Genomic DNA, 25,400 nt, shown 5'->3' on the forward strand with positions numbered 1-25,400 from the left:
TTCCTGCTTGGCAGGAGTTCGCCCTGCAACTCCGAGGTCCATTCGGCAACGCTGTACGTGCAGGCTCTCACCTTACCCTGCTCTCTGGAACGCCCTGGCGCTGCTTACTCGCCCTCTTCATCGTCTTTCGCTATTTTGTTTTGCCTGATTATATAGGTTTCAGGTGTTTTGTCAATAGTTGATTTGAAATTTTTAAGAATCTGAGGCCTCGGATTTTGATCTACGACGTGGCCTTAGGGCGTTGGGTGAGTGTAGCGGAAAGCACGATTAAGAAGAGATAGACAGTGACAGCGATGAGGATATACGCAGTGGGACGGATGTTGAGGTTCATTAGGAGGAGACTGATGAGTAACCCTCCCAGCGGAACGGCTAGGCAGGAAATTGTGAGAGCCCTGCGTTGTAGCCGACGCAACCCATAGCAGGCGAGACAAGCAATCGCCCAGAGTGCAACCACTATATAGTACATGGCATTCTCCCCGTAGGTGACTATCGTTGAAGAGGTGTGAGAGATGAAACGATCGGATAGACACCTATCTAGCTACATTATATAAAAATTTTTCATTGAATACAATAATAAATCTTTATTGTTATTGGGTAAAAAAACCATCTCCAGAAGCCCAAGGATTAAACACCCCAGAGGCGATGGAGATGGAGGTTACAAAAATGATGCGGTGTGCGGGCTTAAAGTACGTGCCGGTTCATCAGGTCCATTTCGCGGAGCAGGTTCAAGCCGATTGCGCTGCCTTGCATGACCAGGAACAGCCCAATCCCTGTAAAGAGGGGGGTACTGATGTTAGTGATGAGGAACGATACTGCGGAAGGCTGGCGCAGCACCTCAGCCAGGCTCAGACTTTGATTGGTCAGGGTGATCTGAATGTTGACCACCTGGGCAATGACATCCGCCAGGAACGCAGCCAGGACAACCCATGAGAAAATACTTAGCAAGGTGGTTACCAGAACGAGTGCCTTGCTACTGTAGAGCATCGGCTCGCTGGCTTCGACCGCTTCGGGTAAATTGGGGGTTTCTTCCACTTTGGGCTCCTTGAAAATGAAATGGTTTTGTCCTCTCCAGGTGAGGACAGGTCCATTCTAACACGGATCGGTAAAGGCGAAAGCGCGGATTGGGTGCACGAGAGAGGGATGAAGACTGGCGCATTCAGGGGAGAGGGCTTAAAATAAGGGAGCTGCATTAAGCGAGGAGCAGGTTTTGTTGCTTCCTGCTTACCTTGTAAAAAACAATCATTCAGGAGTAGTCCCTTGACATTTCCAAATCCATTTTATCGCTGGCGCCCGCATCCCTGGCATGGGTTAGAAACCGGTCCCCAGCCCCCACAATTGGTCTATGCTTATATCGAGTTAACCCCGTTCGATCTGGTCAAATACGAAGTCGAAAAAACCACCGGGTATCTTAAGGTGGATCGGCCTCAACGTACGTCATCCCAGCCCCCTACTCTGTACGGATTTATCCCGCGCACCTACTGCGGTGCAAGGGTGGGGGCCTTGACCTCGGGGACTTACCGAGGCGATGGAGATCCGCTGGATATCTGTGTTATCAGCGAGCGCCCAATTGCCAAATCAGAGGTGATCTTGACCGCACGGGTCATTGGGGGAATGCTGATGATTGACAATGGCGATGCCGACGACAAGATCATCGCCGTTTTGGCCAATGATCGCTTTTGGGAAAGTGCTAATGACGTGAGTGACCTTCCAGATGTGCTGGTAGAACGCTTACGGCACTACTTCAGTACTTATAAATTAGTGCCCGGCAAGGAATCTACCACCTTTATTGAGCGTATTTATGATGCTCAACACGCAATGCGGGTGATTGAGGCTGCCATCCAGGACTACATTGACATGTACGGCGGTTAGTCCGTAGTAGAGGTTGGGTTGTCCTGCCGCCGACGCCAGGCTTCAAGGTCGGCGGCATGCTCTTCCTCATGCTGTACCACCCACTCATAGACAAAGTCAGCAAGGCCTTTTCTCAGCCAGGGGAAGCGGGTGGGAGCACTTAATTCCGGCTCAGTAAAGGCTTCCAGGCGGCGCAAGGTCTGTACCCGAACACCCTGGAAATCTGCCCATGCGCGTTCCCAGGGGCAATCTTTAGATTTTTCATACCAAAGGGCATTTTGGTGATCGGTATCAAAGGATTTGAAATGTAGGGTGGAGGGCTTGATCCCCTGGCGCATCTGGTACAAGAGCGTGACTGTTTCGGCTTCCCACATTGCCAGATGAGCCAGTACGTCTTTCGCAGACCATATCCCTACCGCTCCTGGTTGGGTGAGCAGATCGGGTTCCAGCCCTTCAATGGCGCGCAGCAGGCGCTCACGACTGCGCTGGAGAGCCTCGAAAAGGGTTTTCTTGTCCATGGATCCCATTAGGCTCGCAGGAAGTATTGGGTTTCAATTTGTTGCCAGGTTTCTTCCGGGTGGACGAGCAGGAATTGCCCCAGTAAAGGCGTAGCCTCGCGGATCCGTTCCGCCATGCGCTGGGCCAGCCGCCGCAGGGAGAAGTGGGCATTGGGTGCACTTCGCAATGCAATCATGTGCCAGGCCTGACGGAAGTTGAGTCGTACCAATGCTCGGCGGCGGAAGGCATTGGGGACGACGTAGGCGGCCACGTCCGGGTTCCAGGCTGCAAGTTCACGGTAAGTTTGGTCAGCAGTGCTCATGACTTGCTCATAGGACTCGAGCAAACCAGCGGCTTCAATGGCACGCGGGATGGTGTAGCCCAGGTATGTGCTCAGCGGCTGTGGGCTAAGGGTCATCATGCGATGACGTTTGAGTTCAAGGTAACCTCCTTGATCCAGCACGAGAACGAAGGTGTAGCCAACATGTTCCAGTTCACGGATTGGGGGTGTAAAGCGATCCAGGCCACCCAGGATCATTCGCGCCAAAGTACTTATCTGTTCGGGAGAGCGTTCTCTAATGGCCTGACGCGCCTGCTCGAAACTCAGGTGAGAGTAGCGAAAGAGGCAGGCGGCCAGGGCGGTTTCTTCGGCGTTGTGATCCCAGGCTACTAAGTGGCACCAATCCTCCATTTCAGGAGGAACGGCAGGAATTTCTCGTGCCAGTTGGCGTGGCAAGGTCTGAAGGTAGGGCACTGCCTCGGCGTATTTGACCAGGGTGGGCACAGAAGCCTGAGCGACGGCTTTTATTTCTGCGCCTAGTGCGCGTACCTCCTCCAGCGGATGAGAAAGCATTTTACGGAGGGTGTGTTCCAGCGCGCGGGCATTGATGGTGACCCCCACATTAGCCAGGGCTGCCGCCGGCAAGTAGAAGCGGCACACATCCACATACTTGGAGCGAATGCGTCGCTCCCATGCGTTTTCGTCTTCGTCGGATCGGCGCGGAAACTGAGCGGCGATTACCTCGCGCACTTTGGGCAGTGCCTCATGGTAATGGGCAAAGAGGGTTCGACAGGTCTCTAGATAGCGTTTTTCAAGGGAATGCCCGGCCAGTTCAGGGGGGCGGTAAAAATCTTCCGTTCCCCATTTCTGGTAGCGTGTGGATTTTTCGGTGTATGAAGCCAAGCGGCACGATTCCAGGGTTTCGATTGCCAGGCGTGAAACGTTCTCCACGGCGATATGAAGAACCGCGTGTTCTGCGACCGAGGCATGGCCATACCCTACCACCCATTTTTCATGGAAGGCGGCACTCTTTTCTTCCGTCAGTTCGGCGGCAATGTCGCGAAAACTTTGGGGGGAACGCGAGGTCTTGGCAAACGTGACAGCAATGGTTTCAGGGGGCAGGGATTGAGGGTCCAGCAAGTAAACCTGGCGTTCAGGGCACATGATTCAGGATCTCCCGGGCTTTGCGAATGTCATTTTGGATTTGGATTTTCAGGGCCTCGATGCTGGCAAAGCGTTGCTCGGGGCGCAGGCGGGCAACAAAATCCAGTTTAAGCGTTTGGTGGTAGAGATCACCGGTAAAGTCCAAAAGATGGGCTTCTAGGTGTCGCTGGGGCAGGGGAGAATCGAAGGTTGGACGCAGACCCAAATTGGTGACCGCGGCGAGGCGCTTTGCGCCAACCCAGGCCCAGGTAGCATATACACCATTGGCGGGAAGCAACTTCTCGGGCCATATGGTCAGGTTGGCAGTGGGAAATCCCAGGGTGTGTCCCCGGCCGTCCCCTCGCACGACTGTGCCCTCAATGGAGTAAGGTCGCCCCAACCACCGGTTGGCGGCTTCGATCTCGCCCTGGAGGATCAGGTGGCGGATATGGCTGGAGGAGATGGGTTGCTCGCCTTCTTGAATGGGATGGGTCAGGATGACCTCATACCCCAATTGACGTCCGATGGCCTGAAGCCGTTCAGGGGTGCCTTCCCGACCACGTCCCAGCGCAAAGTCGTAGCCGATGACCAGATAGCGGACTCCCAGGTGAGCGGTTAGCCATTGCATGAATTCTGCGGCGCTCAGGCTGGCCATGTTGAGGTCAAACGTGAGCGTAACCACCCAATCAACCCCCAGTTCGCCTAAATAGCGAGCACGTTCGTCTGGGCTGGTAAGATAGCCGGGAGGGGGATTCTTGCCCAGCACGACGGTTGGGTGAGGGAAGAAGGTAATGACCACGGCAGGATGACCTTGTTGATGAGCACCTTCCACCAGTGTATGGGTTAGTGCCTGATGCCCGCGGTGAACGCCATCAAAAGTGCCGATGGTTATCCACGAATTTTGGAGCGAGAGCGCATCGAGAGAGGTGACATGATTCATGCTATCTGCTCACTTGTGTACATCCAAGGGATCTGTGATGAAGTGACGTTTGCAAAAAATCGCAGCAATCCCACTGCACGGTGATTGCTGCGTTCCTCACAAATCTTTCCCGGCCGTTGGAGTTCCCCAAGTGGCTTGATCATCCTTGGCCGTGCTATGAGAAGAACACCTTCTTAGGCTGCCACTCGTTGGTAGTTTCATCAAACTCCAACAGAGCAACCAGTTCCCCTTGTTCGTTGATGGCACGCACCATTTTGCCAATGCCAGGCTGCCCGGGGATGCGATGTCCGTGCCGGATAAGTTCGACCTGTTCGTGGTCCAATTCGATAGCAGGCCAATCGGCTAGGGCTTCGGCAGCCGGGATGAGGTACTGGTACCAGGTGCCGTTTTCAAAAGCCTCGCGCAGTTTTCGCAGGGGTACGGCATCGCGCAGCGTAAAGCGTCCGCTACGCGTGCGGCGCAAACCCACCAGATGAGCACCACACCCCAGCACTTTGCCAAGATCGTTAGCCAACGAACGAATGTAGGTGCCGGATGAGCAGTGGATGTCAATCACAGCCTCGGGAGGGGCCCATTCGAGCAGTTCCAGGCTGTATACCTTTATCTTACGTGGCTGCAGGTCCACCTCTTCACCTTCGCGTGCCATTTCATAAGCCCGACGTCCCTGGACCTTGACCGCCGAGTAGGGCGGTGGCACCTGCTCAATTTCCCCCACAAATTGCTGAAGGGCTTCCACAAATTGTTCCTCAGTGATCTCAACAGGCGAGGTGCTTGTGACCCGACCCTCGGAATCATAGGTGTCGGTGGTTTCGCCCAGGCGGATAACGGCCTGGTAGCGTTTGTCAGAGGCAGAGACGTACTCGCTAAGTCGCACCGCCGGGCCGATCAGGACCACCAGCACTCCCGAAGCCCGCGGATCAAGCGTTCCCGTGTGCCCGGCGCGGCGGATGTTGGTTCCCTTACGAATAATCTGTACCACGTCGTGAGAAGTCAACCCCACCGGCTTATCAACGACGAGGACGCCCGAGATGGCATTTTTAATATCAAACTGACGTGTTCGATCACTCATGCTTGCTTCCCCTGCTCAACCTTTGGCCGTTATGGAATTTGACTTAATGACCTGTTGCTCCCATAATTCTTGTGTGGCTTTGAGTACTTTTTCCTGCACATCCTCCAGATTCCCATAGAAGTCAGCACCAGCGGCGGCGGGATGTCCGCCCCCTCCGAAGCGGGCTGCCAGGGCTGAAACATCCCAGCCGGGTTTGGCCCGCCAGCTTACCTTGATGCGCCCATCGGCATGCTGAATGAAGAGCACTGCAATATCTCCGTCTTCAATCCCTGAGAGAATATCCGTCAGATCTGCATCGTCATTACCCTGGTAACCAGCGGCGGCACGATCGGCCTGGGTAAGGGTTGTCCAAATCAACCGACCCTGACGTTTCAGGTTGACCAACCCATAGCCCCAGAAACGGGCCGCCTCGAAGGAACGGTGGATCAGCGCACGTTTGTAGAGTTCGGGCAGGTTAGCCCCTTTCTCCATCAGGTCGGCTGCCAGGCGCAGCGCCTTGGGAGTCATATTTGAGGTTCGAAACCCAATTGTATCGGTAATTATGCCGGTTAGCAAGGCGCTGGCCACTTCTGGTGTGATGGGTAAATCCCAGGCGGGGAGGTGCTCGGCGAGGATGGCGGAGGTAGCCACGGCCTCTGGGTCAATCAAATTAACCCGAGCAAAACCGGGGTTGGTCACGTGATGATCAATGCAGAGATCTACCTGGTAACCATTCAAGCCCGAAGCAATCCGTGGTACGTCGGCGGTATCCAGAACAATGAAGAGATCAAATGGAGGCTGGACATCGTGGCGAATCTGGTCGGCTCCGGGCAGGTGGCGAAAAACATGTGGAAAACCATCCGGGAGCACCATTTGAACGTTGCGCCCGGCCTCTTGTAAGGCCAATCCCAGACCCAGGAGCGATCCCACAGCATCGCCATCCGGCCGGATGTGCGTGGTGATCAGCACGCGCTGAGCCGCATTGAGCATCTGGCGGATGGTGGTATCCAGTTCAGCATTGGTCATGCTGTTTCGTCCTCGGCTTCGCTCTCATCCGGCGCTGTGGGTTGTTCCGGGGCTCCGGGGGTTGAGGTGCTGCTCCGTAATGCAGCCAGCAAACGCTCGATGCGGTCGGCGCGTTCAGGTGTGGGATCCCAATGAAAGCGCAGCCGCGGAAAGACGCGCAGTTCGATACGATCGGCCAGCAGGCGACGAATGTAACCGCTGGCGTGGTTGAAGGCTTCCAGGATTTCAGGCGCACGCTGACTGCCCTCGACCGCTGAGACGTAGATATCGGCATAGGCGAATTCACGATCCACTTTTACACCGGTAATGGTAACCCCACTCAGGCGAGGATCGCGAATCTCGCCCATGACCAGCATTTCGGAAATCTCTTCCTGGATCCGTTCGGCTATGCGTTGCAACCGTTGAGGTGTTGGCATGGTTCTTTACCCGACTTTCTCAAGATTGACTACTTTTGCGCTCGATCACATAACACTCAATTTCATCGCCAACCTGAATGTCATCAAAACCCTTAAAACCGGCGCCACATTCCATACCGGCACGCACTTCCCGCACATCCTCTTTTTCGTGCTTGAGCGAGGCAAATTCCCCATCATAAATAACCTCACCCTTGCGGCGAATGCGCACGCGTGCCCCTCGGCGGAATTCACCCTGCAGGACCCGACAACCAGCCACATTGCCCACCTTAGAGATGTGGAAGACGGCCAGCACTGTACCTTTGCCCACTGGCACCTCTTTTTCAGGTGGTTCCAGCATACCCTTAAGGGCTTTTTCAATGTCCTCGGTCAGGCGATAGATGACATCGTAAAGACGTATTGATACGCCTTCACTTTCAGCCAGCCGCCGGGCGGCATGGTCGGCCTGTACATTGAAACCCAGGATGATGGCATGGGAGGCTGAGGCCAGCATCACATCGCTTTCGCTCACATTGCCGGTTTCGGCGTGCAGGATGTTAATACGGATCTCACTGTTTTTGCTCAAATCATTGAGCGACGAGATGATCGGTTCCAGCGAGCCCTGTACATCCGCCTTGATGATCAGACGCAGTTCCTGGGTCTCACCGGCCTGTACTTTGCTGAAGAGATCTTCCAGGGAGGCTTTTGGCAGGGCTTGACGGCGTTGTTGCCGCTGCAACAGGCGTTCCTCAACCACCTGGCGGGCTTCGCGCTCACTGGCATAAACCCGGAAGAGTTCGCCCGCATCGGGTACTTCGTTGAGGCCCATGACCTGCACGGGGGTGGAAGGTCCGGCTTTGCGCAGTTTGCGACCACGGAAATCAAACATGGCGCGGATACGCCCGTAGGCGGTGCCAGCGACCACAATGTCTCCTGCTTCCAGGGTGCCGTTGTAAACCAGAAGCGTGGCTACAACCCCGCGGGCGCGGTCAATTTTGGCCTCGATGACGGTACCAAAGACCTGCCCATTGGGGTTGGCCTTGATATCCAGACTATCGCTGACCAGCAGAATGGCTTCTAACAGGTCTTCGATGCCTTGTTTTAACTTGGCAGAAACCGGCACTACAATGGTATTGCCACCCCATTCATCGGGTACCAGACCCACCTCGGCCAATTGACGTTTGGTGAAGTCGGGGTTGGCGTCAGGGCGATCAATTTTATTGAGTGCCACGATGATCGGCACCCGTGCTGCGCGAGCATGGGCAATGGCTTCTTTGGTTTGAGGCATGACGCCATCATTGGCAGCCACAACCAGGACGACGATGTCGGCACCCTGGGCACCGCGTGAACGCATGGCTGTAAATGCTGCATGGCCGGGTGTATCCAGGAAGGTTATCAACCGCCCTTTGTGTTCAACTTGATAGGCGCCAATGTGCTGGGTGATGCCACCGGCTTCGCCAGCGGCCACGTTGGTGTGGCGAATGGCATCCAACAAAGTGGTCTTGCCATGATCCACATGGCCCAGAATCGTGACCACGGGAGGCCGCGGCTGTAAGAGCCGGGGATCCTCTTTGGCGATCAACTGCCGCCACAATGGCACCTCGCCAGTTTCCTTCTCCTCTTCTTCCTCATGAACTTCGGGCTTGGCTTCAAACCCCAATTCAGAAGCCACGATGGCCGCAGTGTCAAAGTCCACCATCTGGTTGATGTTGGCCATGACACCGTTGTCCATGAGGATGCGAATCACCTGTATCGGGCTGGCCTGCATGCGCTGAGCCAGCTCGCGGACGGTAAGGCTTGCCGGTAGTTCGATGGTCTTCGACCCGTTATCGCTCATAGATGTTCCTCACTTTCTAGTTGGTTTCCTGCGTTGGTCGAGCGATCGGGGCGAGCACCGGAGTGACGGAGACTTTTACCCGGCGGGGGCGCCTGGATCGCGGGACCCGGTTTGGGGTTGCGGCGCGGTTTCCTCTTCTGGCAGGGTGGCCATGAAGGCCAGCAGGTGCTCCCGGTCGGTTGGAGATAACTCTGTCCGTAGAGCCTGAGCCAATGGCCCTTTGAGCGCCCGTTCCCAGCAAGACCGCTGATTGTGCAGGTAGGCTCCGCGTCCGCGCATCTTGCCTGTTGGATCCACCTTCACCCCGTCCGGGGTTCGCACCAGCCGTATCAGGCTGCGCTTGGGGAGCACCTCGCGGCAACCCACGCAAGTACGCTGCGGAACGTGTTTGGTGCGCCGGGGTTTGGCTTTAACCACCGCTCCTTTTCCTCCGTTACTCCATGCTCAGAGTTCCCATTCATCCCAATCTTCATCTTCGCGTTTGTGCTTTTTGCGAATTACCACCTGATCCCGATCGGGATCGTATTCCAAAGCCACGGGTTTCTTTTTCTTCTTGGCTTTCTTCTTCCCTTTACTTCGCGTGGTAATTTCCTCTTCTTCCTCCTCATCTTCGTCCAAAACGACTTTGGTGAAGATATCACTTTTGAGGGAGAAGAGTTGATCGAAGGAAATTTCCTCTTCCTCGTGTTCTTCTTCGCTTGTTGCCGGTGCAGCCTCAACCGGGGCTTCAGTGATGGGTTCGGGTTCGAGGCTCATCTCAATTTCTGGTGTAGAGGCAACAGCCTCCATCACCGGGGGCTCTTCGGTGACCATTTCCACTTCAGGAGTTGGTGTTGCTTCTATCTGGGTTTCGGGTTGAGCCTCCAGTTCGCGCATACGCTCTTCCAGGCGCGCCATCAGCTTGTTGATTTCCTGCATGGCGCGTGGCCCAATTCCATTGAGGCGGAAGATTTCCTCGGGACGCACTTTCATTTGCACGGCCATCTCGCCCACGGTTGTGTAGCCGGCTTCCTGGAGGATGTAAGCCACGTGCTCGGGCAATCCACTATCGAGGATATTGGTCTCGAAGGCGTCCGGCGGGATTTGGGCCTTGATCTCGGCCAGTTTATCACTCTCGATGGGCTTGGCAGCGACAGCCGGAGCGCCCAGGGTTACCCGACGCTCTACCCGATCTACAAAGCGGGTCAGCGTATCGTACTCTTCGGGGGTCAGGGGGCGCCCTTCCGCCTTGCGTGCCAACATGTCCTCGATTTGAGGAATTTGATCTGCCAGTTGCTCGGCGAGCGGGGCGTAGGCCGGATCCTTCTGGAGTCTGTGCAGGGCATCGGCGGCGGCCTCGGTCAGGCTCTTGATATCAATGCGCCAACCGGTTAGGCGAGCAGCCAAACGGGCATTCTGCCCATCTCGCCCGATGGCAAGGCTCAGTTGGTCTTCCGGAACAACGACGGTGGCTGTCTTGCCGTTGGGATTTTTCTCGTCCAGGTACACCCCGGTCACGCGGGCCGGGCTCAGGGCTTTGGCGATGAAGACGGCCGGATCTGGATTCCATTCAATGACATCAATCTTCTCATCGTGGAGTTCGCGCACGATGGCCTGGATGCGCACACCGCGGATGCCCACGCAGGCACCCACCGGATCCACCCCGGGCTGGGTGGCGGAGACAGCGACTTTGGCACGTTCGCCGGGTTCACGGGCTATGGATCGAATTTCTACGATGCCGTGATAGATCTCGGGCACCTCGGTCTCCAGCAGGCGGCGCAGGAAGTTCTTGTGCGTCCGCGAGAGGATAATCTGAGGGCCACGCGGCGTGTCCTTGACCTCGGCCACCAGGGCGCGTACGCGATCGTGCACACGGAAACGCTCGCCGGGGATCATCTCCTTGCGTGGCATGGTGCCCTCGGCCCGCAGTTCCAGGCCAATGGTTAGCCCCTGCGGGGTTACTGCCTGGACAATGCCACTCACAATCTCCCCTAGTTGCTTCTGGTAGTAATCCAGTTGCATTTGGCGTTCAGCATCGCGAATGCGCTGCTGAATGACCTGACGGGCGGTTTGAGCAGCCACACGTCCAAAGTCTTTAGGGGTACTGTCTACAATGATGGTCTGGCCGATCTCAACATTGGGATCAATTTTGCGGGCTTCTTCCAGCGAGACCTCCGTGTGGGGGTCCTGCACGGTTTCCACCACTTCCTTTTCGGCCAGGATGGTCACCTTACCCGTTTCGACGTCTATTTTGGCTTCGATGTGCTGGGCCCCGGAGGCATTAACGGCTTTGCGGTAGGCCGAAACCATTGCCGACTCCAGGGCTTTGATGATGACCTCCTTGGGCAGTTGTTTCTCTTCAAGCACCTCGTTGAAGGCCAGAGTAAATTCGTTCTTCATACCTGCTCGCTCTCCCAAAATCTCACTACAGAATTTGTGCTCAAGGTTTATTCGCATTCTATAAGCAGAAAAGTGGGACTGGCCCACTTTTCGGTGCTTGCGCTTTCTGTGGCGACGTTGACGTTTCGCATTTTAACACAATCTTGTGGGGGTGACAAGGGCGAAAGTGTATATAATATGCGCAAAGACTCGGTCGGTCGTTGCGTGGGTATATCAGGAAAGGAGTGCTCAAATGAAGTTTTTCCACTTTATTCTGGCATGTCTATTGGGGGGGCTGCTCCTTGCGGGGTGTGGCGGAAAGGCTGAACTAACCCCTACCGTCGTAGAACCCCCTGTGCCGACTTCCACCCCATTACTGTTTCCGACCAGTACCCTTGCTGTGCCCACATCTCCGCCTCTGCCCACTCAGCCCCTTACCTCACCCACTTTATCTTTGCCTGCACTTACTCCCACCCCAGCAGACAACCAGCGCTTTGCAGTGATTCTGGTGAAACCAGAAGAACGTCTGGCCGTTCACGAAGGTCCCGGCCTTACGTATCGCGTTGTGGGGACTTTGCCCTATGATGCTACCGATGTGCGAATAACTGGCCGACAGGCTCAGGCAGATAATATCACCTGGGTAGAGATTCAGCGGATCTCAGATGAAACCTTGAAGGGATGGGTGAATGCCCGTTTTCTGACCCAATACGTTCCCACGGAGGCCTTCTGCAACCCTGAGACCGAGAATCTGATTCGGCAATTCGAACAGGCAATCCTCCAGGCAGATGGCCGTTTGCTGGCTTCGCTGGTTAGCCCTGTCCATGGGGTTGATATCTGGCTCTGGCGTACTGGACGGGCGATTAACTTCGATGCCGCCCATGCCCGCTGGGTGTTTGATAGCACTTACGTCCACAACTGGGGTGTGCACCCGGCCAGTGGTCAGGAGACTCGGGGATCGTTTCAGGAAGAGGTGCTTCCGGCTTTACGCGATGGCATCGCTACGACGCATGAAGTGCGGTGTGATGATCTCACGGTACCGGGCCTTGCGAAGGAATTCGTCTGGCCGGCGCACTATCGCAACATCCATGCCTATAAAATTTACAAACCCGCAACACCGGGTGTGGATCTGGATTGGCGCGTCTGGCTGGTGGGGATTGAGTACGTAGACAATAAACCCTATCTCTTTGCGTTAATTCATTATCAATGGGAACCCTAGGCGTTAAGCGTTCCCATTAAGTTGATCTTGGGAGGAAAAGGGTGGATACAGAAACCGGATTAATCGACAACATTGCGGGTCGCAATTGGGGTAAGGTCGATGTCAGAGGATGGGTCAACGTCGTTTTGTTGTTTGGAATCATCTTTGTTGGAGCGTTACTGCGCCTCGCCCCGGTTCTCTCGGCTGGGTTTCCTCTCAATGATGGGGGATTGTTTTATGAGATGGTGAGAGATTTACAGGCAAACAATTACCACCTGCCACTTTATACCACTTATAACAACTTGAACATCCCTTTTGCTTACCCACCTCTGGCTTTCTTTATTGCAGGCTGGCTGAACGATTACCTTAAGATAGATTTGCTCGTACTTTTCCGGTTTCTTCCTGTGATTTTTAGTATTCTCACCATCCCGGTTGTTTATCTCCTGGCGCGCGAATTCTTTGAAAACGAAGTTGCCTTTCTTGCAACGTTTACATTTGCTTTGCTCGTTCCGGGTTATCAGTGGTTAATCGTGGGTGGGGGGCTGACTCGTTCACCTGCCTTCTTTACCGGAACCATTGCCCTGTGGGTGTCTCTTAAATGGTTTAAGTCCGGGCATCTTCGCTATGCCGTTCTCACAGGTCTTTGCTTGGGGGTAACTCTCCTTTTCCACCTGGAGATCGCCTGGGTTACATTCGTAAGTACGGTGGTGATCGGGTTTTTCAAGGGGCGTTTAAAGCGAATACTGCGTGGAACTCTGATCGCCGTTCCTGTTATGCTAATGGTATCAGCGCCTTATTGGCTAACAATGCTAGCACGTTATGGTGTATCCATCTTTGCCCGTGCTATGGGAACAGGGAATTTGTTTGCATTTAACATCATCCTGACCAAACTTATCTTTAATAATTACACCCAGGAATCTTATTTCACGCCCTTTGCAGTTTTTGCTTTATTGGGGTGGATCTACAGCCTGATGTATGGGGAAAAATGTCTCTCTATTTGGGTGCTGGTACTTTTATTTCTTGGTCCGCGAAGCATAAATCGCTCGATTTCGATTCCGGTGGCCTACTTGAGTACGGTGGGTATCGTCAATGTGTTGTCGCCCGTGTTTCGTGCACCTCGGGGACAGTATTCGACAGGCTCTCCTTTGCCAGGGAGCGTCTTTGCCGGTACCTCTCCATTGTTTATAAGGAATGGTCCTTATATCCTACGTGACATTAATTTTCAATGCCTACTATAACCCTGTTTTGGACGATCCGCTTAAGCACCTGCCTAAGGCTGACCTGGCTGCCTTTGGGTGGCTATCCTCAAATATTCCCATGGAAAGTGAGGTTTGGGTGGTCAGTTGTGCTTCAGATTGGGCTGTAGATCTAGTTTCCGAGTGGTTTCCGGCGCTTGCTCGGCGCAAGAGCATTCTAACAGTCCAGGGGACTGAATGGTTGCCCAATGGAGAGTTTGCCAGGATGGGAAAGGCCTGGGCTGAAATTAGATTTTGTTATCGAGATGAGAATGCTCTGAGTTGCCTTGAAGAATATGCCAGGAAACACGCTTTAAATTACACTCACATTTACCTGTCCGCCCCGGACTCTTCGTGGAGTTGTTCGGATGGCGGAAATTTATATCGTCTGAAGCACCAGTTGGAGCAGGCGGCGCATTATCGCAAGATTTACTCGGAGAAACAGGTGGTTATTTTTGCCAGGGAAGAACAGAACACTTTAGAGACCGATTCATCAAAACAATAGACCCCTTGAAGCGTGGAGGCAGGCGACATTATGGAAAACCCTACTGATTTTCTCTGGTGGCGAGATGGCGTCATCTACCAGATTTACCCACGTTCGTTCGCCGATAGCAATGGGGATGGTATTGGTGACCTGCCGGGTTTAATCTCCCGACTTGACTATTTGGCGGATTTGGGAGTAGATGCCATTTGGCTTTCACCCATTTATCCATCTCCCGATGTTGATTTTGGTTACGATGTGGCAGATTATCTCTCCATTGATCCACGTTTTGGCAGGATGGAGGATTTTGATCGTCTGATCGAAGCGGCTCATCACCGTGGCATTCGGGTGATTTTAGATCTGGTGCTCAATCACACCTCTGATCGTCATCCCTGGTTCCAGGAATCGCGGCGCTCACGGGATAATCCCTATCAGGATTGGTATCTCTGGCGCGATCCGCGCCCCGGGGGGCGTCCCCCAAATAACTGGGCATCTGTGTTTGGGGGAAGGGGGTGGGAATTCGAGCCCCAGCGTGGTCAGTTCTATTTCCACATGTTCTACAAGGAGCAGCCGGATTTGAATTGGCGCAATCCGAAAGTGCGCCAGGCCATGTTGGATGTGTTTCGTTTCTGGTTGGAACGAGGTGTGGATGGCTTTCGCCTGGACGTTTTCAATGTCTACTTTAAGCATCCTGAATTCCCTAATAATCCATTCCGCCTCGGATTACGGGCGTTTGATTGCCAGCATCATATCTACGACATTGATCAGCCTGAAATGATCCCCCTGCTGCGCGAGATTCGGGCTATTTTGGATGCCTACCCTGAGCGGTATGCGGTTGGAGAGACATTTTTGAGCACACCCGAAAAGGCAGCGCGCTACTGTGCTCCTGGCTTGCTCCACGCCACGTTCGATTTCACTTTCTTGCATTGCCCCTGGCGCCCTGAGTGCTTCCTGCGGGCGATTCAGACCTGGGAGCATGCACTTGGGGCCGAGTCCTGGCCTACTTATGTCTTGAATAACCATGACAACCCACGTGCAGCGACCCGATACGTCCGAGGCGAGAACGATGCACGCCTGAAAGTTGCTGCCACATTGTTGCTGACCCTGCGGGGAACTCCGTTTATGTACTACGGTGAGGAAATCGGAATGCGAGATATCCGCGTTTCACGGGCGGAGATTAAGGACCCCATCGGAAAACGTTATTGGCCTTTCTACAAAGGGCGGGATGGTTGTCGTTCGCCAATGCAGTGGGATGGCTCTTCCCATGCCGGGTTCACCACCGGGGTCCCCTGGTTGCCGGTGCACCCCAACTACCGTTGGCGGAATGTGGAAGCTCAATTGCAGGATGAACGCTCGCTACTGAATCACTACCGGCGCTTGCTCCGCTTGCGGAAGGACAAAGTGGCCCTACGGCGGGGGCTCTTTCAGCCTCTGAGTTTTGAGCCGCGCCGCTTGCTGGCCTACTTGCGCCAGTTTGAAAACCAGACGATCCTGGTGGCCTTGAACTTCAGCACGCGCCCCGTGCGTCTGGCGCTGGGTGGAACGCTGCGAGCTGCACGTTGGAGGCCGCTTTTTTCCACCTATGGTGATGAACCAGCGATGCCCCGAGACGGTTTCCTGGCTTTACGCGGGGATGAGGCTGTTATCCTAGAGCGAGAAGATTAATCAAGCGCCTGAGTCTCCGCTGTTGGTTTCACTCGGCATCTAGTTCTGCTTCGCGTTCGCCCAGCGGCTCCAAATTAAAGGGCACACCGACCTGCTCGCCGCCTTCACGCAGTGATTTGACCACTTCGGTCAACAAGGGTACGCCTTCACGCGCATACCGTTCGGCGTTTTCAAATTCCTTTTCACCATGAATGAAAATACGGTCTTCCCCCTCGGCCTTGGGGGACTCTCTTATCATGCGGATCAGGCGATCCATGTCGGCTTTGAACTCATCCACCGGACGGAGTGCATCCACGCGGATGGCGGCAAAAAAGTGCCCCACATTTGCCGGCCGTCCTTCACCCGGTTGCGCCACTTCAATGCTGTAGGCGGCTCCCGAAAGCACGCCGGAAAGGATATCTACTACCATTGACAAGCCGTAGCCTTTATAGCCGCGCATCAGAGCCGTGCCTCCCAAAGGGAGCAGGGCCCCGCCCTTTAAAACGGCTTTGGGGTCCGTAGTGACTTTCCCACTAGAATCAATACCCCAACCTTCTGGAATGGGCAGACCGGCTTTATCGTATACCGTGATCTTGCCGATGGGCACGATACTGGTGGCCATATCCAGTACGAAGGGACGTTCCTGGCCGGCTGGTGCGGCAACAGCGATGGGGTTGGTGCCAAGCATTGCCTTACGCCCGTAGGTGGGAGCCACCAGGGGTTGCGAATTGGTCAGGCTAATGCCGATCATGTCATGGGGCAGGGCCATCATGGCGTAGTAACCCGCAATGCCGTAGTGATTGCTGTTGCGCACGGTGACCATGGCCATTCCAACTTCGCGCGCCTTTTCGATGCAGCGTTGCATAGCACGGTATGCCACAACCTGCCCTAATCCGCGTCCACCGTCTAGAAGTAGGGTGGCGGGGGTTTCACGAATCACCTGAAGGGGGGAGTGAACGTCAATCAGTCCTTTGCGGATGCGATTGCCGTAATAAGTGTGGAGCCGGATGATTCCGTGAGAGGCTACGCCTCTCAAGTCAGCAGCCAGCAGTACATCGGCCGCAATGTGGGCGTCCTCTGCGGGGACGCCCATGTGGGTGAAGAAGCGCACCATATAATCTTTCAGCGCATTGGCCTGGAAAAGCAAGACACGTGGCATGGACTACCTCCAAAAAAAGCCCTATGCCTATATTATATATCCAGATTCTTAACCAGGCGGGCATGGGTCTGGATAAAGCGGGTGCGCGGAGGCACGGCCTCACCCATCAGCATGTCAAATGTGCGATCGGCTGCTGCCGCATCCTCGATCGTTACCATCATGAGGGTGCGGTTCTGGGGATTCATCGTGGTTTCCCACAATTGCTGAGGGTTCATTTCCCCCAATCCCTTGTAGCGCTGGATAGAAGCCTTTTCCGCCGGAATTCCCAATTCTTTCAAGATTTGCTCTTTTTGTGCCTCGGTGTAGGCATACCGTACAATGTCCTTGTAGGCGATTCGGTAGAGCGGTGGCTGGGCAATAAACAAATGCCCATTCTCAATAAGGGGTTGCATATAGCGGAAGAAGAAAGTTAACAACAATGTGCGAATGTGGCTGCCATCCACATCGGCATCTGTCATCACAATGACCCGCCCGTAACGTAAATTGTTAAGGTCAAAGGATTCGCCAATCCCGGTGCCAAGGGCTGAAACTAAAGCCTTTACTTCGTTGTTTGAGAGGATTTTGTCCAGGCGGGCTCGTTCCGTGTTAAGAATTTTGCCGCGCAGCGGCAGGATAGCCTGAAAATGGCGGTCGCGCCCTTGTTTGGCAGAACCACCCGCACTATCACCCTCCACAATGAACAACTCGGTTTTCTGTGGATCGCGTTCAGAGCAATCGGCCAATTTGCCGGGCAAGGTCAGGCTTTCCAGGGCTGATTTGCGAATTACTAAATCCCGAGCCTTGCGAGCAGCATCGCGGGCTCGTGCTGAGGTCAGACATTTCTGGATGATGGCTTTGGCAGCGGCCGGGTTTTCCTCCAAAAAGACCGCGAGCGCCTCGCCCACCACTTGCTGGACGTAAGTCTGCACCTCAGGGTTCATCAGTTTGACCTTAGTCTGGCTTTCAAACTGCGGGTCAGGGTGCTTGATGCTGACAATGGCGGTCATGCCCTCACGGGTATCATCGCCGGTGAAGTTGGGATCGGACTCCTTGAGCAGTCCATTGCGGCGGGCATAATCGTTGAGCACCCGTGTCACTGCTGTGCGCAGCCCGGTGAGGTGGGTACCCCCGTCAATGGTGTTAATAGTATTGGCAAAGGAGTACACCGACTCGGCGTAAGCGTCTGTGTACTGGATGGCTACCTCGATACCGATATTCTCCACCTCCTTCTCCACGTAAAAAACCGGGTGAAGTACTTCGCGGTTGCGGTTGAGGTAGCGCACAAAAGAGATGATCCCGCCTTCAAAGTAGAAGGTCATCTCTCGCTGGGTGCGTTCGTCTACCAGGCGAATTTCAACTTTGCGGGTGACAAAGGCCATCTCTCGGAAGCGTTGCACCAGGGTTTCGAACCTGTAGTCCAGGTCCCCCTTAAAGATTTCACGGTCAAATTTGAAAGTGGTGATGGTGCCAGTATCTTCCGGATTGCAAGTACCAATGACCTTTACCGGCTCAAGCGGTATGCCCCGCTCATAGCGCTGGAAATGGATCTTCCCCTCACGCTTGACCCGCACCTCGCACCATTCGGAAAGGGCATTAACCGCCGAAACACCGACTCCATGCAACCCACCCGAAACCTTGTAACTGGAATGTCCAAACTTTCCACCCGCGTGCAGGGTGGTCATGACCACCTCTAAAGCGGACTTTTTCTTCTCGGGGTGGATATCCACCGGGATACCGCGTCCATTATCTTCGACGGTGACACTGCTATCGGGGTGGATGGTGACGGTGATGCGATTACATGCCCCCGCAAGAGCCTCATCAATGGAATTATCCACGACCTCATACACGAGGTGGTGGAGGGCCTTAAGGTCCGTGCCACCCACGTACATGCCGGGACGTCGGCGGACTGCCTCAAGTCCTTCCAGAACTTGAATGTCCTTTGCTCCGTAACTCGTTGTTGCGTTCATCTGCGCCACAATTACCTCCAAATCACTTACACGACAACAGCCGCTTCATTGGCTTTTAGCGGCGATATTAGCGGCCGTGCGTTGAACTAAAAATTGCATCCACTGGATACCGCGACGATAATAGACGAAACTGGCTGCCAGGATAGCAGAATAGATAAAAGCATGGCCTAGAATGCCCACAAGGGTCAGCCAGGAATCAGTTGGTGCGGAGCGCCAGAGCAGATCCAGCCCCTGTCCTAAGATCAGCGCCATCAGGATGAAGATGGGCAGACCGGGCAGGAAAGGTTGAACTAATACCATGCTCTTAAGGGCAGCCTGGATGGGGTTAAGGTTCAGGGCAAAAATTCCATGGGGCGTAAAGACCAGAGGAAACAAGATCATGATGACGAGCAGCCCACCGACGAAGAAAGCCACATTTCCTAAACCAGGCAAGAGCCATGCAACCAATCCGACCAGTAAAAAGGCGGGCACACTCAAAATGGCCAGGAGAATGTAAAAGAGGATAGAAAATCCCAACGCCGAGGGCACCTGATGACCGATGAAACGCGTGAGTTCAAGATCAGGTGCTTCTGCTGTTGCATTGGCCAGCAAGGCGAAGTACAGACAGCCCAGCACAAAGCCCAATGCCAGGAGCAAAACCCCTACGCTGAGCAGTTCTCCCAGGCTTGTGATTTGTAGATTGCGGGCCATTCCCAATGGAGTAAGGTTATCCGAAAGGCCGCCGAACAAACTGGGAACTCCGATGGGAAATGTTCTGAGCAGTCCCATGAGGTTGATCTCTTTCAGCAAGGCTTCCCAGGCTTCTGCAAACGATGTAGATGAAGGTGGGTTGCCATAGTGCTCAAGAGAGGCAATCATAGCCCGAATGGCAGGTGTAAAGATCTGTTCTACTCTCAATCTAGGGGCAAGCCATAAGAGCAAATCCACACCTACTGGGAGCAGAATCAAATAAAGATGACTGGCTACCGTATTGAAGCCAGCAATAAAAGCCGCCATTATGTTTGGCGGTTGTTCACGTACCGATTCAGGAGAAACAGCCATACGTGTTACATTTTACCACACGCCAATAACAAAGCCCTGAACAGAAAGCGTTTGCATGACCGCTTTGTACGCCTGCCCTTCTTAAACCTTGCGTGCTATAATGAAGGCGTAATTCTTTCGCGCCTGCGATTTGAGCGATGTCTGAGAGTGTTCTGGTTTTAAATGCCAATTTTGAGCCTATCAATGTGTGCAACCTTCAGCGTGCTATCGGGTTGATATTGACGAACCGGGCGACGCTGGTGTTGAACGGTCGCGGGGAGATTCACACGGTTAATCGAGTTTTCCCACGTCCTTCCATCATCCGGTTGCAGCACATGGTGCACCGTCCCCGCCCTAAAGTTAAACTGACTCGGCGTGAAGTCTTCCGGCGGGATAATTACACCTGTCAGTATTGTGGTCGGCGCACGAATGATCTCACGGTAGATCATGTGGTCCCCCGTCACATGGGGGGACAGCATACCTGGACCAATGTTGTCACAGCGTGTGCGGCTTGTAATCATCGCAAGGGCGGGCGCACTCTGGCTGAGGCGGGTATGACCCTTTTACGCCAACCGACCGAGCCGCCCAACACTGCACTCTACATCTTTGGGCGCCATCTCAGCGAATATGCTGAATGGGCTCCGTTTCTCTCCGGTTGGTAGCCCCATTACACCATAATTTGCATTAAATCGCGTGCCAGTGAGACTGGGCCGGTAAAGGCCTTACGTGCGCGTGCTACCCAGGCTTCGGGCTGGGTTAGAGGGGGGGTGTGGATAAGGTAGAGCGCCCCAACCTGCGCCTGAGCGGCAATGTGCCCGGCCTGTTCAGGAGAGGTGTGACCGGGCCCCTCACCGGTGGCTTCGTGCAGGAGGACATTGACCCCCTGAGCCAGGCGGATTACATTCTCGCAGGGCTCTGTGTCGCTGGAGTAGGCAAGGCTCCCGTTTGCCAGTTCGATGCGCAGCCCCAGGGTGGGCAGGAAATGCTTAACTGGGGCCGCATAAACCCGCCAGAGGGGAGTGTGAATGAAACAAGTCATGGCCTCTTCGGGTACATGGATATATTCCACCGGATAGAAACCCGGCCATTTCTCCCACTCATAAAGGTCCATCATGGACTGCAGGCGTTCCATTGCGTGAGCCGGTCCGTAAACCTTAAGGGGATCCTGCCGCCCGAGGAGCCATAGATCCATCAGCAGCAAGGGCACCCCAGACACATGATCCGGGTGAAAGTGCGTGATGATCAGGCTGTTAATGTGACGCCAGGAGAGACCCGCGCGCATTAAGCGAGCAATGGGGCTCCCGGGGGCATCAATCAATAGAATCTGATCCTCTTCAACGATTGCCAGGTGAGTATTTTCGCGATGTTCATCGGCAACCGCATAGGCCGAACCCAGGATTACAATGCGTCCCATGAGTCAATTCTCCTTCTCGATTTGCTTGGGTGTTGCTCCTATTGGAGTTTAGCGGAAAAGCAGGTAGCGGGCAATTTGGGGGGTGATCCAGGTTTCAATGAGGGCCGCCAGCACCAGGAGTGGGATGACCGCACCCAGCATGATTTTAAACCACCGGGCAATGCCGGCCAACAGAGCCTCGCTGAATGTTTTACCGCGCTGGGGGGTGATCATCCCCAGGCCAATTTCCAGGGTGGCTGTGGTGGCTAACCACAGTGCTGGCACCTCAAAAAGGCCATGGGGGAGGATGGCTCCCACAATGAATAAGGAGGGTGCAAAGCCGTTATTGCTCAGTGCCTGGATTAAGAAGCCGACTATGCCCATGGTAGCCAGCATGGGAAGCACGCCCAACACACCAAATGAAAAACTACCCAGGATCAGCCCCAGGAATAGCGCGCGCAGATTTTGACCGAGGATCGCGGTAAATGTACCGGGTGATCCCATCGGCCAGAGGGTGGTCCATTGTGAAAGGCGCTGATTCACCTGAGTTTGGTTGAGATCGAGTTGCAGGGGGAAGCGATGGGCTAAGTGAGCACCCAGGCCCAAACCAACCAGCGCCAGCACTGCGGCTATCAGCAGTGTCCAGCGCATCTCTGCCAGGGTGCGTGGGATTTCTGTCCGGATCCAGGAGAGCACACTGCGAGCCTCACCGCGGAAGTGCCGCACAAAGGTCCGCCAGCCCCAGGCCAGATCCAGGGTATCCAATTCACGCCCCAGGAGTTCTTCGCGTTGGAAATGGGCCAGGCCCACCCGCACCAGCAAGATTGCCAGCACCAGAAGACCGAACACGGCCCACCACAAGATTGTGTTCTGTCGCCCCCAGAACATGATGGCAGTTTCTCCCTGGATGAGCAAGGCCATGGGGATCACAATAAAACTGGCCAGCAGGTTGGCGGCACGTACCGAGGTGGCTTGACTGGACGCTACTACTGCCCCGCTGACCATAACCAGGGCGTGGAAGAAGGTCAGACTGAATACCTGAAGCACCACCTCCACAGGTGGTAAAGTCACTCGATTGAGCGCCAGACCCAGCGTGTACACTCCCATCCCCAGGAAGGCGGCCATCAAGGGTAGCACCATCGAGGAAAGTAATTTGCCGGTATATAGTTGCCAGTCCTCAAGGGGGGTGCTCAGCAGGGGTTCGATGCTCCCACGCTCCTTCTCGCCCACAAAACTTTCCAGGGCGATCACCAGTGAGATGGAAATGGGGAAGAATCCCACCACAAGCATTAAGAAGGGCACCATGCGTTCGCCAACCAGTTCGGCGCCATACTGGCGGACGAAATTGAGCATTTGCTGGGCGAAGAAGTTCATCAGGAAAGGAAAGAACGCCGTGAGAAAGAAAATAGGCGTTAGAATGCGCCAGTCGCGAAATTGATCGCGAATCTCTCGCCGGGCGATGATCCAGACAGGTTGCAAGGCTTCACGCCATGGCATGAGGCTCCTCCATTGTCATAGCACGCAGATAGGCTTCTTCCAGGCTGCGCGGTAACTCGCTGAAAGTGAGGAGGGGCATTTTCGCTGCGGTCAACGCACCCAGGAGAAGGGGGTTGGTCCGGTGTGGCTCTTCAATTCGAAAATGAATCCAATCAGACCCGCGGCCAACTACCTCAACGCCGGGTGGCAGGGTGGGAAGAGGATCGTTCCAGGGTTGAGCAAAACGGATCTCATACAGGGGGGCCCCCAGCAGATGGCGCTTAAGTGCCTCGGGGGTGTCGTTGAAAAGGATGCGGCCGCGGCGAATGATGGCAATGCGGTCCGCTAATGCTTCTGCCTCGGTCAGGTTGTGTGTGCAGAGGACAATGGAATGCTGGGCTTTGCGTAAACTGTGAATGGTTTCGCGCACAATGCGTGCGTTTTCGGGGTCCATGGCTGAGGTGGGCTCGTCCAGTAGCAGGACCGGGGGTGAATGTAGGAGAGCACGCACCAGGGCCAGTTTCTGACGCATGCCCTTGGAGTACTCACCGATGCGCCGGCGGGCGGCTTCTTCCAATCCAAATTGTTCCAGTAGGGTGTGTACGCGCCGGCGGCTGTTTTCTCCCTTCAGACCATAGAGCTCGGCAAAGAAGAGCAGGTACTCCTCCCCGCTCATTCGTGCATAAAGTCCATGGTGCTCGGTTAACACCCCCACGTTGGCACGTACTTTTTGGGGGTGCTGAATCACGTCAAAACCAGCCACCCACGCGCGGCCGCGCGTGGGGCGCAACACCGAGGTCAGCAGGCGCACTGTAGTGGTCTTGCCGGCGCCGTTGGGGCCCAGCAGGGCCAGCACCTCGCCCGTTTCGACGCGGAGGTTAACGCCATCCACGGCGACAAACTCCCCGAATGCTTTACTCAAATCCTCGGTTTGTATCATTCCCCCTGCTCCTGGTGACTCAAGCCGTCGGTTGGGAAGATTGTGCCTGTGGGCGATGGCGAAGGAATAAAGCCAGGGCCGCTGCCAGGGCGACTACCGCCATCAGGGTCTGGTTGATATTCAGCCCTGCGACAGGTGAAGGGTCGAGGCGCAAGAATTCAAGCAGGAAGCGCCCAATGGGGTAGATGATCAGATATACCAGGAATAAATCACCGGGTTTGCGTTGTGTGGCGAAGCGGCGCTCCACCCACAGGATGACGGCAATGTTCATCAGGTTCCACAAACCCTCATAGGCGAAGAGAGGGTGATAGTAGGCCTGATCCATGAATTCAGGCAGGCGATGGGCTGGATCAATGTAAATGGCCCAAGGCAGTTGTGTGGGCATGCCGTAGAGTTCCTGGTTGAAAAAATTGCCGAAGCGCCCGATGATCTGAGCCAGCGCCAGGCAGGGGGCGATAATGTCCGTCCACGTAGCAAAAGACATGCCGTGTTTCCGAGTATAGAGATAGAGCGCCACGACTCCGCCGATCACTGCCCCGGGAATCCCCAGGCCGCCGTGCCAGATAGCGATGGCATCTAGCGGATGGGTCAGGTAGTACCCGGTTGTGATGCCTTGTTTGACCAGGGAGGCAGGGGGAGTCAGGATGTGCCACAGACGGGCACCGATGACCCCCGCAATGAACACCCAAAACAGCATGTCCCACGCGGCTTCGGGGTTTTCTCCATAGCGACGGGCACGCCGACTGGCCAACCAAGTGGCCAGCATGGCACCCCCAACAATCAAGAGTCCGTAAAAGCGAACGGTGATCGGGCCAATATTAAAACCGGAAGGCATTGGGGTTCACTCCTGAGAGGAAGTAGTGGGGTTGACAGGGGGGAGACTTGAAGCCTGGCGAAATACGATCCACAAACGCTGAAGGGCGGTGAAATTGGCCAGGATCGCGATGACCCACATGGCGATAAGGGGGCGATTGAGGAGAAGGCATGGCACCAGGATCAAAAAGCGTTCTACCCGCGTTAGCAGTCCGCCCTCGACTCGAAACCCTTGGGCTTCACCGCGCGCTTTGGTGTAAGACACCATGAGGGAACCGCCGGCTGCAAGGTAAATCAGGAGAATGGCGGTGGGGTTTGCTTGATTCAAATAATAAACCAACAAGCCGCCCCAAACAAGTAATTCGGCATAACGGTCTGCCACCGAATCTAGAACGCCGCCGAAGGGGGTGGGGGCCCCCCGTAGGCGTGCCAATGCTCCATCCAGCGCGTCCAACGGCCAAATGAAGAGCAACAGCCAACCCGCCCAGGTTATTCGGCCCTGAGCCAACCAAAGGGCAGCCAACACGTTCCCGGCCAACCCCAACGAGGTGACCATGTTAGGCGTCACACCTAGGTGGGCTAGTCCACGTGCCAAGCGCTCCAGGAGGGGTTTGAAGCGTTGGCGTAAAAAAGCCGTCAGTGTTTGGGGGGAATTCTCGGAAGCCTTAGGGGACACCATCACATCTCCTTCCTGCCAGGCAGTGATGTCCCGAATGCTATCCCAGCGG

25 protein-coding genes are annotated in these 25,400 nt (G+C 55.0%); 6 read left to right on the forward strand and 19 right to left on the reverse strand.

What is annotated here, in order from left to right; translation table 11 throughout:
- Positions 1 to 220 precede the first annotated feature (220 nt).
- Together SE15_RS10595 and SE15_RS10600 are read right to left on the reverse strand one after the other, a co-directional pair.
- Positions 221 to 466 (reverse strand): hypothetical protein, encoded by a 246-nt coding sequence (locus SE15_RS10595; RefSeq protein WP_054522083.1) that lies wholly within the window; start codon positions 464 to 466, stop codon positions 221 to 223.
- Positions 467 to 681: 215 nt separating this feature from the next.
- Positions 682 to 1,032, reverse strand: a complete 351-nt coding sequence (locus tag SE15_RS10600) for a hypothetical protein (protein WP_054522084.1) — start codon at positions 1,030 to 1,032, stop codon at positions 682 to 684.
- 225 nt (positions 1,033 to 1,257) lie between these two features.
- Between SE15_RS10600 and SE15_RS10605 the strand changes: the two genes are divergently transcribed.
- On the forward strand, positions 1,258 to 1,869 hold the full coding sequence (locus SE15_RS10605) for an inorganic pyrophosphatase (protein ID WP_054522085.1): 612 nt from the start codon (positions 1,258 to 1,260) through the stop codon (positions 1,867 to 1,869).
- Here the strand turns inward: SE15_RS10605 and SE15_RS10610 are convergent.
- The 9 genes from SE15_RS10610 to nusA form a co-directional block, all read right to left on the reverse strand.
- Positions 1,866 to 2,366: a DinB family protein gene (locus SE15_RS10610; RefSeq protein WP_160316701.1), complete on the reverse strand. Its 501-nt coding sequence runs from the start codon at positions 2,364 to 2,366 to the stop codon at positions 1,866 to 1,868. The two genes, SE15_RS10605 and SE15_RS10610, sit on opposite strands and share 4 nt — an antisense overlap.
- Positions 2,367 to 2,374: 8 nt before the next feature.
- Positions 2,375 to 3,790 carry an FAD-dependent thymidylate synthase gene (locus SE15_RS10615; protein ID WP_054522087.1) on the reverse strand — a complete coding sequence of 472 codons (1,416 nt, stop codon included), beginning with the start codon at positions 3,788 to 3,790 and terminating at the stop codon, positions 2,375 to 2,377.
- A complete protein-coding gene (locus SE15_RS10620; protein WP_054522088.1) occupies positions 3,780 to 4,709 on the reverse strand; it encodes a bifunctional riboflavin kinase/FAD synthetase in 930 nt (309 codons plus the stop codon). Before SE15_RS10620 ends, SE15_RS10615 begins: the two co-directional genes overlap by 11 nt.
- Before the next feature lie 154 nt (positions 4,710 to 4,863).
- Positions 4,864 to 5,778: a tRNA pseudouridine(55) synthase TruB gene (truB, locus tag SE15_RS10625; protein ID WP_054522089.1), complete on the reverse strand. Its 915-nt coding sequence runs from the start codon at positions 5,776 to 5,778 to the stop codon at positions 4,864 to 4,866.
- Positions 5,779 to 5,793: 15 nt separating this feature from the next.
- Positions 5,794 to 6,783 (reverse strand): DHH family phosphoesterase, encoded by a 990-nt coding sequence (locus SE15_RS10630; protein WP_054522090.1) that lies wholly within the window; start codon positions 6,781 to 6,783, stop codon positions 5,794 to 5,796.
- A complete protein-coding gene (gene rbfA / locus SE15_RS10635; RefSeq protein WP_054522091.1) occupies positions 6,780 to 7,199 on the reverse strand; it encodes a 30S ribosome-binding factor RbfA in 420 nt (139 codons plus the stop codon). The genes SE15_RS10630 and rbfA overlap by 4 nt, the downstream gene beginning before the upstream one ends.
- 19 nt (positions 7,200 to 7,218) lie before the next feature.
- Complete coding sequence (infB, locus tag SE15_RS10640; protein ID WP_054522092.1) at positions 7,219 to 9,012, reverse strand: translation initiation factor IF-2; 1,794 nt, start codon at positions 9,010 to 9,012, stop codon at positions 7,219 to 7,221.
- Positions 9,013 to 9,087: 75 nt separating this feature from the next.
- Positions 9,088 to 9,429, reverse strand: coding sequence for a YlxR family protein (locus tag SE15_RS10645; protein WP_054522093.1), 342 nt, complete (start codon positions 9,427 to 9,429; stop codon positions 9,088 to 9,090).
- A gap of 27 nt (positions 9,430 to 9,456) precedes the next feature.
- Positions 9,457 to 11,391 carry a transcription termination factor NusA gene (gene nusA, locus SE15_RS14220; protein ID WP_083461885.1) on the reverse strand — a complete coding sequence of 645 codons (1,935 nt, stop codon included), beginning with the start codon at positions 11,389 to 11,391 and terminating at the stop codon, positions 9,457 to 9,459.
- Positions 11,392 to 11,623: 232 nt separating this feature from the next.
- On the opposite strand from nusA, the gene SE15_RS10655 reads away from it, so the two are divergent.
- Genes SE15_RS10655 through SE15_RS10670 form a run of 4 tightly spaced genes read left to right on the forward strand, consistent with a single transcriptional unit; the run spans position 11,624 to position 15,946 of the window.
- On the forward strand, positions 11,624 to 12,586 hold the full coding sequence (locus tag SE15_RS10655) for an SH3 domain-containing protein (protein WP_054522094.1): 963 nt from the start codon (positions 11,624 to 11,626) through the stop codon (positions 12,584 to 12,586).
- Positions 12,587 to 12,627: 41 nt separating this feature from the next.
- Positions 12,628 to 13,803 carry an ArnT family glycosyltransferase gene (locus tag SE15_RS10660; protein ID WP_054522095.1) on the forward strand — a complete coding sequence of 392 codons (1,176 nt, stop codon included), beginning with the start codon at positions 12,628 to 12,630 and terminating at the stop codon, positions 13,801 to 13,803.
- Positions 13,757 to 14,305: a hypothetical protein gene (locus SE15_RS10665; RefSeq protein ID WP_152965602.1), complete on the forward strand. Its 549-nt coding sequence runs from the start codon at positions 13,757 to 13,759 to the stop codon at positions 14,303 to 14,305. The genes SE15_RS10660 and SE15_RS10665 overlap by 47 nt, the downstream gene beginning before the upstream one ends.
- 30 nt (positions 14,306 to 14,335) lie before the next feature.
- Positions 14,336 to 15,946 carry a glycoside hydrolase family 13 protein gene (locus SE15_RS10670; protein ID WP_054522097.1) on the forward strand — a complete coding sequence of 537 codons (1,611 nt, stop codon included), beginning with the start codon at positions 14,336 to 14,338 and terminating at the stop codon, positions 15,944 to 15,946.
- 28 nt (positions 15,947 to 15,974) lie between these two features.
- Here the strand turns inward: SE15_RS10670 and SE15_RS10675 are convergent, their stop codons facing one another.
- Genes SE15_RS10675 through SE15_RS10685 form a run of 3 tightly spaced genes read right to left on the reverse strand, consistent with a single transcriptional unit; the run spans position 15,975 to position 20,071 of the window.
- Positions 15,975 to 17,084 (reverse strand): Ldh family oxidoreductase, encoded by a 1,110-nt coding sequence (locus SE15_RS10675; protein ID WP_054522098.1) that lies wholly within the window; start codon positions 17,082 to 17,084, stop codon positions 15,975 to 15,977.
- Positions 17,085 to 17,116: 32 nt separating this feature from the next.
- Positions 17,117 to 19,030, reverse strand: a complete 1,914-nt coding sequence (gene gyrB / locus SE15_RS10680) for a DNA topoisomerase (ATP-hydrolyzing) subunit B (RefSeq protein ID WP_054522487.1) — start codon at positions 19,028 to 19,030, stop codon at positions 17,117 to 17,119.
- A gap of 45 nt (positions 19,031 to 19,075) precedes the next feature.
- The gene (locus SE15_RS10685) at positions 19,076 to 20,071 is read right to left on the reverse strand and encodes a hypothetical protein (RefSeq protein WP_054522099.1); all 996 of its coding nucleotides are present in this window, start codon (positions 20,069 to 20,071) and stop codon (positions 19,076 to 19,078) included.
- 137 nt (positions 20,072 to 20,208) lie between these two features.
- Here SE15_RS10685 and SE15_RS10690 point away from each other — a divergent pair, with 137 nt between their 5' ends.
- Complete coding sequence (locus SE15_RS10690) at positions 20,209 to 20,712, forward strand: HNH endonuclease (RefSeq protein ID WP_054522100.1); 504 nt, start codon at positions 20,209 to 20,211, stop codon at positions 20,710 to 20,712.
- A 5-nt stretch (positions 20,713 to 20,717) separates the two neighbouring features.
- Here SE15_RS10690 and SE15_RS10695 read toward each other — a convergent pair whose 3' ends face one another.
- Genes SE15_RS10695 through SE15_RS10715 form a run of 5 tightly spaced genes read right to left on the reverse strand, consistent with a single transcriptional unit; the run spans position 20,718 to position 25,351 of the window.
- Positions 20,718 to 21,464, reverse strand: a complete 747-nt coding sequence (locus SE15_RS10695) for an MBL fold metallo-hydrolase (RefSeq protein WP_054522101.1) — start codon at positions 21,462 to 21,464, stop codon at positions 20,718 to 20,720.
- A gap of 48 nt (positions 21,465 to 21,512) precedes the next feature.
- On the reverse strand, positions 21,513 to 22,940 hold the full coding sequence (locus SE15_RS10700) for a stage II sporulation protein M (protein WP_054522102.1): 1,428 nt from the start codon (positions 22,938 to 22,940) through the stop codon (positions 21,513 to 21,515).
- Positions 22,927 to 23,859, reverse strand: a complete 933-nt coding sequence (locus SE15_RS10705) for an ABC transporter ATP-binding protein (RefSeq protein ID WP_054522103.1) — start codon at positions 23,857 to 23,859, stop codon at positions 22,927 to 22,929. Before SE15_RS10705 ends, SE15_RS10700 begins: the two co-directional genes overlap by 14 nt.
- 19 nt (positions 23,860 to 23,878) lie before the next feature.
- Positions 23,879 to 24,694, reverse strand: a complete 816-nt coding sequence (lgt, locus tag SE15_RS10710) for a prolipoprotein diacylglyceryl transferase (protein WP_054522104.1) — start codon at positions 24,692 to 24,694, stop codon at positions 23,879 to 23,881.
- Positions 24,695 to 24,700: 6 nt separating this feature from the next.
- Entirely contained in the window at positions 24,701 to 25,351 is a 651-nt protein-coding gene (locus SE15_RS10715) for a CDP-alcohol phosphatidyltransferase family protein (protein ID WP_054522105.1), read from the reverse strand.
- Positions 25,352 to 25,400 lie beyond the last annotated feature (49 nt).

This window comes from Thermanaerothrix daxensis (assembly GCF_001306145.1).
Taxonomy (GTDB): domain Bacteria; phylum Chloroflexota; class Anaerolineae; order Anaerolineales; family Anaerolineaceae; genus Thermanaerothrix; species Thermanaerothrix daxensis.